Origin of the sequence: uncultured Pseudokineococcus sp., from assembly GCF_947495735.1 — a bacterium.
GTDB lineage: Bacteria > Actinomycetota > Actinomycetes > Actinomycetales > Quadrisphaeraceae > Pseudokineococcus.
This window is the reverse complement of record NZ_CANMAA010000020.1, coordinates 11,814-25,168: the sequence shown is the minus strand read 5'-3', so window position 1 is coordinate 25,168 and position 13,355 is coordinate 11,814. Positions and strand designations below refer to the sequence as shown.

10 protein-coding genes are annotated in these 13,355 nt (G+C 74.2%); 2 read left to right on the top strand and 8 right to left on the bottom strand.

The window, feature by feature from the left end:
• The first annotated feature begins 22 nt into the window (after positions 1–22).
• Positions 23–1,807, top strand: a complete 1,785-nt coding sequence (locus Q0848_RS17700) for an SIR2 family protein (RefSeq protein ID WP_299039965.1) — start codon at positions 23–25, stop codon at positions 1,805–1,807.
• A 116-nt stretch (positions 1,808–1,923) separates the two neighbouring features.
• Entirely contained in the window at positions 1,924–2,715 is a 792-nt protein-coding gene (locus Q0848_RS17695) for a hypothetical protein (protein ID WP_299039964.1), read from the top strand.
• A gap of 80 nt (positions 2,716–2,795) precedes the next feature.
• On the opposite strand, the gene Q0848_RS17690 is transcribed toward Q0848_RS17695, so the two are convergent.
• From Q0848_RS17690 to Q0848_RS17655, 8 genes are read right to left on the bottom strand one after another with little or no spacing between them, the layout of a single operon-like run.
• Positions 2,796–3,446, bottom strand: a complete 651-nt coding sequence (locus Q0848_RS17690; RefSeq protein ID WP_299039962.1) for a hypothetical protein — start codon at positions 3,444–3,446, stop codon at positions 2,796–2,798.
• Between the two features lie 11 nt (positions 3,447–3,457).
• Positions 3,458–5,080 carry a M23 family metallopeptidase gene (locus tag Q0848_RS17685; RefSeq protein WP_299039960.1) on the bottom strand — a complete coding sequence of 541 codons (1,623 nt, stop codon included), beginning with the start codon at positions 5,078–5,080 and terminating at the stop codon, positions 3,458–3,460.
• Between the two features lie 3 nt (positions 5,081–5,083).
• Complete coding sequence (locus tag Q0848_RS17680) at positions 5,084–7,360, bottom strand: hypothetical protein (protein ID WP_299039958.1); 2,277 nt, start codon at positions 7,358–7,360, stop codon at positions 5,084–5,086.
• On the bottom strand, positions 7,357–10,293 hold the full coding sequence (locus Q0848_RS17675; protein ID WP_299039956.1) for an ATP-binding protein: 2,937 nt from the start codon (positions 10,291–10,293) through the stop codon (positions 7,357–7,359). Before Q0848_RS17675 ends, Q0848_RS17680 begins: the two co-directional genes overlap by 4 nt.
• Positions 10,294–10,298: 5 nt before the next feature.
• Positions 10,299–10,886 (bottom strand): hypothetical protein, encoded by a 588-nt coding sequence (locus tag Q0848_RS17670; RefSeq protein ID WP_299039955.1) that lies wholly within the window; start codon positions 10,884–10,886, stop codon positions 10,299–10,301.
• Between the two features lie 25 nt (positions 10,887–10,911).
• A complete protein-coding gene (locus tag Q0848_RS17665) occupies positions 10,912–11,370 on the bottom strand; it encodes a hypothetical protein (RefSeq protein WP_299039954.1) in 459 nt (152 codons plus the stop codon).
• 47 nt (positions 11,371–11,417) lie between these two features.
• The gene (locus tag Q0848_RS17660) at positions 11,418–12,578 is read right to left on the bottom strand and encodes a conjugal transfer protein (protein WP_299039932.1); all 1,161 of its coding nucleotides are present in this window, start codon (positions 12,576–12,578) and stop codon (positions 11,418–11,420) included.
• Entirely contained in the window at positions 12,575–12,835 is a 261-nt protein-coding gene (locus Q0848_RS17655) for a hypothetical protein (RefSeq protein ID WP_299039930.1), read from the bottom strand. The genes Q0848_RS17660 and Q0848_RS17655 overlap by 4 nt, the downstream gene beginning before the upstream one ends.
• Between the last annotated feature and the right edge of the window lie 520 nt (positions 12,836–13,355).

Sequence of the window (13,355 nt, the reverse complement as noted above, 5' to 3'; positions counted from 1 at the left end):
GGGGCCGGGGCAACATGGTGGCGTGGATGCACACGTCTCTTTGGCCATGGCGCTGGCCGCCGGACCGGGCACCGTCGCCGCTCTTGTCGGCGCGGGAGCATCAGCCTCGGCGGGCCTTCCCACCGCGTGGCAGGTGCGCCAGGACCTGATCCGCCAGGTCGCCGTGGCCGAGAGAGCCCCCGAGCCGGCGGACCCGGAGTCGTGGTGGCGCGCCCGCGGCGAGGGCGGCGCCGGGTACGACGACCTTCTCGCCGCCCTCGCGCCGACCCCGCAGGGACGCCGGGACCTGCTGCGGGGCTACTTCGAGCCGACCGCCGAGGAGCGCGACCGTGAGGAGAAGGGCCCCGGTGCTGTCCACGACGCACTGGCGAGGCTGGTGGCCGACGGTGCGGTGCAGGTGGTGCTGACCCTCAACTTCGACCCGTTGATCGAGACCGCGATCCGTCGGGTCGGCGTGGAGCCCGTCGTCCTGGATTCCGCGGCGGCCATCGCCGGGATGGACCCGCTGCAGCACCAACGCGCGCTGGTGGTGCACCTGCACGGGCACTACCTGTCCCCCGAGACGCTCAACACCCCCGAGGAGCTCGGCACCTACCCGCAGGCCACCACCGCGCTGGTGGACGAGGTGTTCGACCGGTACGGCCTGCTCGTGCTCGGCTGGTCCGCGGCCTGGGACACCGCGCTGCGTGGTCGGCTGCAGGCGGCCCGCAGCAGCAGGTACGGGACCTGGTGGGTCGACCGCGCCTTGCTGTCCGACCACGCCCAACAGCTGGCGGTTGCCCGGCGAGCCCAGGAGGTGACCGCCGACGCCGGTGACTTCCTGTCCCGCGCCGCCGATGCCGTCGAGGCCATCCGCGAGCGCCGCGTGCAGGACCCCACCACCCGGTCCGCTGCGGTGTCCTACGCCAAGAGGGCGCTGTCCGGCCGGTCGGTCGCCATCCCGCTGCACGACACCCTGCGCCGCGACGTCGACCGGGTGGCCAGCCTCGAGGTGATGCGCAGCACGGACTTCGAGGTCCACGGGGGGTGGCAGGAGGAGTACGCCCGACGCCGTGATCAACTTCTCGCCGGCGCCGAAACGCTCACCGCGCTGGTAGCAACAAGCGCGTACTGGGGCGACTCCCGCACCGACCAGTGGTGGGTGCCCACCATCGGCAGGCTCGCGCCCCGTGGCGTGCACGGCGGGATCACCCCGCTGATCGACCTGCGGCTGGGCCCGGCCACCCTGCTCACCCACGCCGCCGGTATCAGCGCCTGCGCGGCCGGACGCGACGACCTCGTCGCACGCCTGATCAGCGGCTACCGGATCGTGTGGCAGCGCGGGGAGCACTCGTCCGGGGCCACGCTGGTACCTCACGTGCTGTGGGCCGACGGCGATGACGCCGAACTTGCGATGCGCGAGCACCTCCGACCGCTGCTGCAGGGCGACCTCGGCCTGGGCGTGGGCGCCTATGACGAGGCGTGGGAACGGTGGGCGCTCCTGACCTACCTCGAGCGCCACCGCGCGCGACACAACAGGCCGGCGCACCCTCTGCTGCTCGTCGAGGACCATGAGCCCGTCAGCACGCCGGCGCTCACGCTGCTGCGACGGGACCTCGAGGCCGCTGAGCAGGGAGTCGGGCTGCTGGGCCACGGCAACCTCGGCGGCACCGTCGAGGCCGCCGAAGTCGAGTTGGTCAACTTCCAACGGGTGCTGGACCGGCTCGCCGAGCGTGACGAGCTGGCGGACCTGGCGCGGCAAGGCGGTTCTGGCTGGATCAACACGCAACCCCGGTACCTCGGACGTCCCGACCTCACCGTCCGCTGATCCGACCGGTGGCGCGCACGTCCTGGCGGTGACCGAAGGGGCTCAGCGCCGGCCCAGGGACGCCGAGGTACGCCTTCAGCTGGCCGCCGCTCCTGCCTCTCGACGAGGCTGAGGCCGTGAACGACGCACCGAGCTCAGTTCCTGGAGTTCCTGACCCGCAGCAAATCTTCGCGCGGATCCGCAACAACTTCTTGATCACCCAGGAGCCGTCCCCGACCGTCCAGGACGGCAGCGCGTCGGCCGGTGACGACGCCGCGACGGCACCGCTGCACCTTTCTCACGCGGCGTGGTTGGCCCTGACCCTCGCCCTGGACAAGCTCGAGGCCGTCCGAGCACTGGTCGAGGACGCGCACCGGACACAGCCCTGGGCGCACCACACCTTGTTGCGCTCCGCGCTCGAGCACGCCGCGACGGCCGTGTGGCTCCTGGCCCCCGCCTCCCGTGACGAGCGCATCCGTCGACGGCTCAAGCTGGCCGGTCACGATGTCTATGAGTCCGGTCGCGCGCAGGAGCTGTCCGGCGTTTCGCCGGCCCCGCCGGGGCGGCTGCCCGCCGAGCGCTACGAAGAAATCAGGGAACTCGCACGCGCTCGCGGCTTCGAGGACCCCGACGCCGTGCTGGGCCGATTCAGCTACGTCAAGGTGGTCCGCGAGGCAGCCACCGCGACAGCCCTTCCTGCTGACGTATTAGAACTGCTGTGGATGACCGGCAGCGGCATCGCACACGGTCGCGCCTGGGCCACCTTCGCCATGCTGGAGCACGAAGACGTGACCCTCGACAACGGCGACGTCCGTCAAATCAGCATTAGCGCGTCGATTGAGCAGCTGACCATGATTGCTGCCACTGTGCTCAACCTAGTCGAGCTTGCGTCAGCGCTCTACGAGCAGCGCCGCTCCCGTCACCACTGACCGGTCGAGCCTGCAATTCCGCGCAGCAGCGCGGGCCGCAGCACCACGTTAGGCATGGGCTTTGACGGCGGCCGCACCTTTCACGCAGGCGCTGCCGAGCTGACACGCCAACCATCAAGCGTGAGCAGGACCCGCAGGTCGATGGCGAAGTCACCATCGACCACGCTGGTGTAGGTCGCCAGCACGCGAACGCTCGTTGGGCCCTCCTCGTGGATCTCGAGCTCGGCAAGGTCGGCGGAGGGCTGGCGGTTCGGGTCGGTGTAGGCGTAGGCCTGCGCGAGCTCGGGAGTGGTCCAGGCGGCCAGGCGCTGGGCCCAGTCCTCGCCGGGGGCGGCGAAGTCTGCCGCGAAGCCCTCGGCGACCGGGCGCCACTGCTGCTCCGGCGGCGCCTCGCCGGTGTCGGTGGGCGCGGTCTCGATGGCCGCGGGCGTGGGCTGCTGCGGCTGGTCCGAGGGCGGGGCGCTCGAGGGAGCCCTCGTCGACGTCGACGTCGTGGTGACGGGCGGTTGGTCGGCGGCCGGCTCGTCGCGCGCGGGCGCCGGACCGGCGGGGGCGGTCGTCGACGAGGTGGCCGACAGGCCGGGCGTGAGGAGGTCGGCGGCGGTCGGGGCGAGCAGCCACGCGCCGGCGGCGAACAGGACGGCGGCCGCGGCCGCGGGCACCAGCCAGGACCGCCGCGACGTCGGCGCTGCTGCCGGCGGAGACGTGGGCCTCCGGGTGGGGGTGGGCATGGCGGTGGTCCTCACGCTCGGCTGAGGACGATGACGCCGCGCTGGGCGAGGTAGGCGACCGGGTCGACCGGCTCGCCGGCGACGCGGACCTCGAAGTGCAGGTGCGGGCCGGTCGACCCGCCGGTGCTGCCGACCCGGGCGATCAGCTGGCCGGCCTGCACCGGCGTGCCGACCAGGGGCAGCAGGCCGTTCTGCAGGTGGGCGTAGTAGGTCTGCACCCCGCCGTCGTGGTCGATGATCACGAGGTTGCCGTAGGTGCCCATCGGGCCGGAGTGAGTCACGGTGCCGGCCGCGGCCGCCACGACCGGGGTGCCGGCGGGCGGGGCGAGGTCCTGGCCGTTGTGCATGCGCATGACTCCGCGGATCGGGTGCATGCGCATGCCGAAGGGGCTGGTCACCGGGCCCGACGTCGGCAGCACCCAAGGGCCGCCGGTGCCGGCGGGGGCGGTGGCGGCGTCGCCGTAGACGGACACGTGCACGTGGTCCAGGTGCGCCAGCGTCGGCCCGCCGCCGCCGGAGGGGTGGGTGTAGGGACGCCAGCCCTCGTCGGGGCGCTCGGCGTGCCAGATCTGGGCGCCCCAGATCAGGTACTTCACGCCGAGGCCGGCGGCGTTGGTCTGCAGGTAGGCGGCGACGTCGTCGCCGTGGGCTCGCCCGGCCGAGGTGTCCCAGGCGTCGACCATCACGTCGACGGCGCGCCCCGAGGGGTGGTCGCTGCCGGGGTTGGCCGCCCGCTTCCCCACCCCGCCGTAGGTGTGGTCGCCGAAGGTCTGCTGCACGCACCGCAGCACCCGCAGTGCGTCCGGGGTCAGGCCTTCCTCGCCGGCCAGGCCGGTCGGGGCGCACGTCAGCGCCGGCCCGCCGCCGCACAGGACCGGCCCGCTCGCCGCAGCGGGCACGACGTCGCCCGTGCCACCGCTGAGGGCGCCGGCGCCGGCGCCGGCGAGCTCGGTGGCCAGCTGGACCGCGAGGGCCTCGTCGTCGGCGTAGGCGTCGGGGAACGCCGAGCGCTGCACCCGCTGGGCGGCCACCGTGACCGGCAGCTGGTCCCACCCGTCGACCTCGAGCAGCGCGTCATAGAACAGGCCCGCCGCCGACAGCGGCTCCATCAGCACCTCCAGCGGCCCCCAGATCGGGTACTGCTGCTGGAAGGCGTTGACCGACCCGTGGTCGCGCCCGACCGCGTCGTGGGGGAAGTCCAGCGACAGCGCCACGTCCCGCTGGTCGGCGCGCAGCTGCCCGGTGCCGTCGTTGGCGTAGTTGCGGTACCCCGACTCCTGCGCCGCGGTCGCCAGCGCGATCACCACCGCCCGCTGCGGCAGTCCGCGCTGCTCCCCCACCGCGACGATCTCGCGGGCCCGCTCGACCTGCTCGGGGCTGAGGTCCGAGCGCGCCAAGCCTCCACCGCCGGCGCCGGGGCCGCTGACGAGCACGCCACCGCTGGTGCCGGCGCCCAGGCAAGAGCCGGCGGCGGCCTGCGCCGCGGTGTTGGAGGCCACTGCCCCGCCGAGCACGGCCACGAACACCGCGCCGGCGGCCATGAGGCCGACGACCAGGACGCCGACGACCACGGAGGCGATCGCAGCGACGACCCAGGTCGAGGTGCCGCCCTCGTCGGGCTCGTCGACGTCCACGGATCAGCGCTGGCGGCCGCGGGCTGCGGCCAGGCGGGCGCGCAGCTCGCTCACGCGCGCAGCGGCGGCGCCGTCGTTGGCGCCGGCCCCGGGGGCGGGCGGGGCCGCCGGCGGCGTCGACGCGGAGGACGAGGCGGCCTGGGCGGCCGCGGGCGGCGTCGACGACTCCCGCGTGGACCCCAGCGGGCTAGCCGCCCACGCCGTCTGCGCCCGCTGCCGCAGCCGCTGCCCGACCGTGAGCCGGTCGTAGGTGACCTCGTCGTGGCCGGTCGCGCCCGGCACGTTCACCGGGGACGGCGCCACCGGAGCCGCCGTTGAGACTGCCGTGGGGGCTGCTGGCGACGCCGGTGAGGTGCGGGCGTCGGCGTCAGCGCGGCGGCGGGCCAGCTCCTGCACAGCTGCCTGGGTCGCCGACGGGTTCGCACCCGCGGGCCTGCGCAGCTGGGCCGCCACCCGGGGCGCCACCGACGCTGCGGCGGCGGCGCCGGCGGCCGTGGTCGCGCCCTTGCCGACGGCCCGACCCGCCGCGGTGGCGCCGCTGTACTTGCCGGCGACACGACCGGCGACGGCGACGTTGTGCGCGTACTCCTGGCCGAAGTCGCGGGCTTGGCCGACGCGGTCGGCGACGCCGGCGCTGGCGCGGGCCTTGGAGGCGGCGAGCTTGGCGCGCATGGCGGTGCTGGCTGACGAGGCGGCGCTGGCGGCCTGCAGGGCGACGCGGGGTGCGTAGACGGGCAGCCCGACGGTCGACCCCAGTGCCACCTTGGTGGCGAGCATCGCGCCCTTGCCGGTGAGCCGGGCGGCTCCCGCGGCGCGCTGGGTCACGGTGGGGGTCGGCCCGCCCGAGCCGGCGCCGCTGAAGGTGCCGCCTCGAGCGCCGGCGCCCGAGGTGAGCGCGCTGCCCACGCCGCCGATGGCCCGGTTGCCGGCCATCGCGAGCCCCTGGCCCGCGGCGGACTGGACCATCGTGGCCACCGGCGAGGGCGTCTTGGGCGCAACCGGGGTCGGTGAGGTCTTGTCGGAGACCCTCTTGCCCCACTTCTTCCCGGCCTTGCGGTTCTTGATGACCATGCTGACCAGCCACCCGGCGGCGATGAGCATGAGGATGTCGACGATCAGGAAGGTCTGCAGCGGCCCCCACTCGGCGGTGTTCAGGACGACCTGCAGGAGCCGGACGTAGAGCCCCACCCCGACGAGCGCCAGAACCATCACCAGCAGCCAGGACAGGATCTGGAACAGGCACTGCCAGAACTCCAGCCGCCCCTGCGCCGGGAGGATGCCCTTGACGAGGTTGACCACCAGCATCACGGCCTGCCACAACGCGCCGAGGGTGGCGATCATCAGGACGGCGGTGAGGGTCACCAGCAGGAGCAGGAGCACGCCTGCGCCGGGGGCGATGACCGTCATCGTCGGTAGCGCGTCGCCCGGAGCTGCGGCGGCCTCGGCGTAGGCCTCGTCGCAGTCCCCGACGATCTCGCGGGCCTCCTCGGTGTCGTCGGCGTCCAGGGAGCGGTCGTAGGCCTCGACACATCTTGGGGAGATCACCGAGCCGTAGTTGAGGACCTGGTGCGGGGTGCGGACGAACAGGTCGATCAGCTGGCTGGACACGCCCTCGTCCTGGGGGGCGATCTGGGAGTCGCCGGGTGCCGGCGGCCCGTAGGTGACGGGCCCGGCGCTGACCCGGTCGCTGATCTCCAGGCCGATGTCCTGGGCGGTCGACAGGGCCCCGTTCTCGTCCGTGAGGACGGCGACGGGGTTGGCCAGGATCCCTCCGGCGAGCACCGACAGCACCAGGGCGATGGCGAACTGCGACCCGGCGGTGCCGTAGCGGCCCGAGCGTGCCCAGGCGCCGGCGATGACGGCGGCGATGACGGCGAACAGCGGGATGAGGCCGAGCTCGTCGACGACCTGCTCGAGCACGGTGGCGACCTGCTCCAGCGGTGCCCGGACGACCTCGAGCCAGGTCAGGGCGCGGGCCTGCTCGTAGAGCCACAGCGCGACGCCGACCGTGAAGCGGTAGTTGTCCCAGGCGCTGGTCAGGAGCCAGGCGCTGATGCTCTGGCCGGTGGTGCGCCCGCTCCAGCCGCCGTCGTCGACGGCGAGCTGGTAGTCGGTGATCTGGTGCCCGGAGGGGTCCTCGGTGCCCATCAGGTCGGCCAGTGCGGTCGCCGACGACGCCGAGGCCGGCGTTGCGGCCGTGAGCACGCCGAGCAGCGCCAGGACCACTCCGGCGAGGACCAGGCTGGCGGGGCGCCGGGGACGGGGCGTGCGGGTGCTCACGAGGTCGCCGTCGCGCGGCTGCGGCGTGGGCGCGCGACCGTCGGCGCCGCGTCCGGCTCGTCGGTGGGCGCGGGCGTCGCCTGCTCCGGGGACGTGGCGGTGCGGCGCGCCCGAGGGGGCGTCGCGGCGGTCCCAGGGGCCGCCGCCTTGGCGCTGGTCTTGGCCGTCGACCGGTGTGCTGCCCCGCTGGCCGTCGTCTTGGCCGTCGTTTTGGCCGTCCTAGCCGCCGCGGGCTTGGCTGCCGGTGTGGTCCTCGTCCGCGTCCTGGTGGGCGAGGTGGCTGCGGCCGGGGCCGGCTCACCGGTGGGCGCCGGGACCTCCGGTGTGGTGGTCGGTGTCTCGCCAGGGGCGGGGCTCGTCGCCGGGACGTCGACGTCGACGGGGCGGCGCGCGGTGGGTAGCTGGGCGTGGGCACCGGGGGTGGTGTCCATGGCGCGACGGCGGCGGGCCAGTGCGGGGCCGAGGATGCGCACCGGCTCGATGCCGCTGTGGACGTCTTTCATGAAGCCCTCGCCGCGCCGCTCAGGGCGGACCTTGTTGGTGGCGGGGTCCAGCGGGGAGGTGTCGAGCATGAGCGTCTCGACGTGGTGCTCGAACGCCTCCTCGCGGGGGTCGAGACCGAGCCAGCGCAGGGTCTGCTCGGCCAGGGCACGGTCGGGCTGGCGGACCGCGACGCGGGTGCGGATCAGGCCACGCTGCACCTCGTCGCCGAAGTCCTGCTCGGGAGCGTGGCTGCCCAGCCCCACGCCGGCGTTCGTGCGTCGCCCCTCGCGGATGAACAAGGTCACCGCGAGCTGGGACTCCGGCGAGGAGTTGATCTGGTGGGTCTCGTCGCAGGTGAGCAAGGTCAGACGCGACCGGTCGACCCGGGCGATCTCGCGGGCCAGGCCGGCGATCAGCGCGTAGTAGGCGCGGCCGAAGAGCTTCTCCATCGACAGGCCGTTGAACAGGTGCTGCTGGGACAGCTCCTCCGTGGTGGGCAGGTCCAGGCCGCGGGTGAGCCAGACGGTGGCCTGGGAGGTCATCGGCATCGGCGGCAGGGACCGGTCGAAGACGACCTTGCCCAGGCCGCGTCGGGCGAAGGAACGCAGCCGCGAGGCGAGGGTTCCGGCGTCGGGGAGCTCGCAGGCCGGGGAGTTGAGGTGCTCGACGACGTCGAGCAGTCCCTCGAGATGGTGGCGGGCGCGGTACTCGGCGCTGAGGACCTCCGAAAGGGTGTCGCCCTCGGGGGACTGCGCCCTGATGCCGGTCAGCGGCAGCAGGAAGGTCTCGGCGGCCTGGGCTGCCCGGCCCGGGTCGGCGATCAGCCGCAACGGGTCCATCGAGTAGGCCGGGTCGGCCATGTCGACGACGGTGTGGTCGTCGAGCTCGGCGGCCAGGCGGGCGTACTCGGCCTCGGAGGAGCGGTCGATGGACAGGAACTGCCCACCCCTGTCGGCGACGGCGCCGCACAGCGACAGCAGGAAGTAGGTCTTGCCGGCGCCGGTCTCGCCGGCGATGGCGACGGAGGCGCCGACGTTGCCCTGGGTGTGCCGGTCGATCTCGTGCAGCACGATCTGGGGCCGGTTGGTGGCGCGGGTCTGGGCGATGGGGATCCCGGCGGCGTCGCCGAGCCGGGAGGTGGTGACCGGGCAGACCATCGCGTAGTGGGAGCTGGTGGTGATCTGCGCCAGCTGGCCGGTGAGCCGGCTGGTCGCGACCCCGGGCTGCATCTGCCACCACAGGTCGGTCATCGCGCCGACGGGACGGTCCAGGCGGATGTCGAACTGCGCCATCGCCTTGCACACGGTCTTGGCGGCGCCCTCGGCCTCGGCGGCGGTGATCCCGCCGACGGCCATGATCGTGGTGTGCTCGACCTCGATCTCCATGCGGTCGTGGGCGAAGGAGGCCTCGTACTCGGCGAGGAGCTCCTTGGCCAGGTCCAGGGAGTGGTGACCGGTGCTGGTGGCGCCGTCCTGCTGGTCGTACTGGTCGTTGAGGTTTTTGACCGCCTTGCGGGTCCGGGCGAGGACCTTGTCGCGGTTGTGGACCTGCAGGCGCACGGCCCAGTCGACGTCGACCTCGACGCGGTCCAGCTGCTGCAGGTACTCCGCGCCGGGGAAGACGATGCCGCCGGCGGGCAGGTCACCCAGCACCATGAGGGCCTGGTAGGACGGCGGCTGGTCGAGGACGTCGGCGGCTGCGGGGTCGCTCACCTTCAGGAAGCGCTGGCTCAACGGGTTGACCCGGCGCAGGTCCCCTCGTCGCCCCTCCCCCTGCCCGCCCTCGTCGAGCAGCGGCTCGGCCAGCGCCGCGCCCGAGCGGGTGACGAGCTCGTCAGCGGCGGGGCTGCCCGACGTCGGGACGGGGAGGTCCATCAGGCCGCGGCGCTGGGCGTGCGCGGCCAGCCAGACCTGCTCGGCGACGCTCGCCGGCGTCGGGGCGAAGGTGGTCGGGATGGCGGCCTGCAGCACGGCGGCCTGAGCCATCCGCGCCTCGATCTGCGCCGCGGAGGGCCTGGCCATGGGCAGGGCGAGGGTCTCGCGGGTGGCGTTGACGGCCGCAGCCCCGGGCGCCAGCAGCCGGTCGCGGCCGGTGTTGGCCAACGGGACCGACAACCAGAAGGTGCGCGCGCCCATCGGCAGCTCCGAGAGCCGGTCCAGGGTCGCCTCGGCCTCCTCGACCCACTGCGGGCACGAGTCGAGGTCGACACCCTCGATCATCCGCTCGACGACCTCGGTGGGGTCGGTGAGGGCGACCACGCCCAGCAGCAGCGCCTGCCCGTCCAGGCCTCGCAGCAGCGCCCGGTGCAGGTCACGCACGGTCTTCTTCTCGCGGACCGGTCGCATCCCGTAGGAGGACGCGCGCAGTCGCCAGGTGGCCCAGACCTGCCCGTGGCGGGTCCACTGCAGGTGGCCGGTCATGGTCAGTGCCGGCTGGCGCTGAGTGGGCATCGTGGTCAGCTCCTCGAGGAGGTGGCGGTCGAGACGGCCAGGCGCTGCTCAAGGCCGCTCAGAGATCGCCCGGCCGCAGCGGGCGCGGCGGGCACGGTGAGGGCGGGCTGAGACGGCGTGGTGGCCGACGTCGTCGCCGGCTGCGTCTCACCTGCAGGGGCAGGCGGGGCCTCGGCGGCCGGCGCCGAGGACGGGCCCGCCTGCAGCTGGATGCGCTGGCGGGCCCGTCCGGGGCGAGGCAGGCGCACGGGCCGCCCGCCGTAGCGGCCTGCCGTCGGTCCTGACATGACGGCGACCAGGGCCAGGGCAGCCGAGACGGGGTCGCGGCCGCCGACGCGCACCAGGCCCAGCAGGTACCCGACGCCGAGGGCGATGGCCGCCACCGTGACGCGGTTGCCCACCCACCCGAAGGGGAGCAGCAGGTCGCCGTAGATGAAGCCGACGACGACGATGGCGATGGCGCCGTAGACCTGCGTGGTCGTGTACGGCCCGCCCCAGATCCGCACCCCGCCCTGAAGCTTGCCGATCAGCGTGGGGATCTTCAGGCCACGGGTGAACACCCGCATGACCAGGGTCGGGCTTGTCTCAGCCATCATGGTCTCCAGCGCGCGTCGCAGCTCAGGCCGCGTCGACGGACGGGCCGGCGGGCCGGTCGGAGGGCAGGGACAGCACGAAGGTGCTCGAGGGGCCGGCCTGGGCGACCGGTTCCGCGGCCGACTGCTCCTGGCGGTCCGCAGCCTGTGCGGGCTGCTCCCAGGCCGGCGCGGACGCCGGGGCGCTGGTCAGGTCGCTGCCGATCTCGTTGCGCAGGGTGGGGTTGTCGATGTTCCACACCGCCCACCCGATGAAGGCGCCCACCAGGAAGGCCACCACTGACCCGGCGACGGCCCCGCGGGCGCGGATGATCCCGCCGAGGGCCACGAAGGCCCCGACCAGCACGCCGATGACCTTGATGGTGTCCAGCGCCTCCTGCGAGAGGCCGCTGACCCGGTCGAAGACGCCGGCGCCGGCTAGCACCGGGGGCGAGGCAGCGGCCAGCACCGCGGACTGCTCGATGACGAGGGTGGTGATGGTCATGGGGTTCTCCTCCAGAAGGACGCCGGTGGGCGCAGGGGGTGGGTGGGTCAGCTGCCCGCGGTCGCGGGAGCGCTCGGGGTGCCCGCCGGCGACGAGCCCGGGGCGGGCCCGTTTGCGGGGGCGGTCGTGGCCGACGGCGCGGGCGTGCGCAGCAGAGGCAGGGCGTCCAGGGAGGTGATCTCCCAGCGCCCGTCGCGGGCCGTCAGGGTCAGCGGGTAGGTGCTCGCGCGCTCGCCGCCGTTCGCGTCGACGAGGTCGACCTGGGCGAGCACGCGCAGCCGGGCGCCGTCCTGGGGCACCTCGGGCTCCAGGACGGGCTGGTCGGCGATCGCCGGACCGACGCTGCGCACGGCCAGCGACGTCGCAGCCGGTGGCTCCACCGGCACCAGGGCTGTGCCCGGGCTCAGGTAGGGCTCCAGGTCGCCCTGGCCGGTCAGCATGGCCGTCAGGAAGGACGTCACGACCTGGGACACCGGCGCGTCCGCGCCCACGGTGTCGGCGTAGCTCACCGTCGGGGCGGTCCCGCTCGCGGGAGCCGGCACGGGTGCCGGCAGCGCCAGCACGGTGGCCACGGTCGCGTCGCCGCGCTCGACGGCCACCGGCACCTGGAAGAAGCGCGTCACCGGCTGCGCCGCCGGCACGGCCCCTTCCCCTTCACCGGCGCCGCCCGCGGGGGCGGGGTCGGTGACGACGGCGGCGACGGTGACCGACCACTGGCCTGAGGCGACCTGGGTGAGGTCGGCGACCGTGGTCTCTTGCACCTGGGAGGCCACCGCCGGAAGCTGGACCCGACCGATCCACAGCTCGCCGAGGGCTTCCTCCTGCGAGCTGGGTGTGGTCAGCCAGGCCCTGACCCACTGCTGGGCGCGCTGGCCGGCCACGAGGGCGTCGGGGCTCCCCTCCTGTGGGCCGGCCTCGGCGGCGGCGGACACCGCCGGCCGGCTGGCCGAGTAGGCCACCAGCCCCAGTGCCGCCGGCCCTGCCAGCAGCGCTACGCCGACCAGACCGGTGGTCGCCCGGGCGGCCAGGGCACTGCCTCCGGTCCAGCGGGCCTGGGCCCTCACCGGGGCCTGCGCCCGCCGGTGACGACGCGCTCGATGCGAGCTCTTCGACCACGGCCGAGCCGGTCGACGGTCGCGCTCGGGCTGGGGCTGGGGGGCGCGGTCGTCGACGACCTCGTCGAAGGGCGGCAGCACGAAGGTGCTCATGCGCGGGCCGCCGCAGCGCGAGGACGGCGGACCCGAGACGGGGAGCGCGAGCCAGCCACCGGCGTCGGCTCACCCGCCTCGGGGGTCTGGAAGGGGCCGTTGCCGCCCGAGCGCAGCCGCGCCCAGGCGCCGCGGGCCGACGGCAGGCACTCCTGGCGCCACCGGTCGAGGTCGGCCATCGCGGCCTCGTCGAAGGGCTGGGCGACCAGCCGGGCCAAGACCTCGTCGACGCGGCGCCGGGCGGTGACCACTTCCACGACGTCGCCGAGGTGGTCGCTGTCCGGCCCGGGACCCGGGGACGCCGACGAGGCGGCACGGGCTCCTCGAGCAGGGCCAGATCGAGCAGCGTCGGTGCTGCTCGTTGCCAGGTGCAGTCGCGTCATCGCCAGGTCCCTCCAGTCGTGAAGGACCCATCGCCGGCCCTCACCACGGGTAGGTCCCGGACCGGCGCAGATGTGACAGCCGACTTCGCCATCAGGTCCTGCGCACGTCACCGGAGGGGCAGTTGCCGTCAGCCGAAGGCCTTGCCCAACCCGCTGACCTGGGACGACGCGTGCGGACAAGACCATCCGAGCGTCAATGTGATGCACGTCACACTGCAGGGCCGCGCTGGGGCAAGGCCACGGGCAAGGCGGCGTGAGGACTGTCGGGAAGCGACACAGCACCCGCGCAGAGGAGCCACCCCGATGCCTGTCGCCGCACTTCCCGTGCCCACCACCGCCCCGGCCGCCACCTGCGTCCCTGCCCCCCGGCGCAGGGCCGACGCGCCCGCCCGTA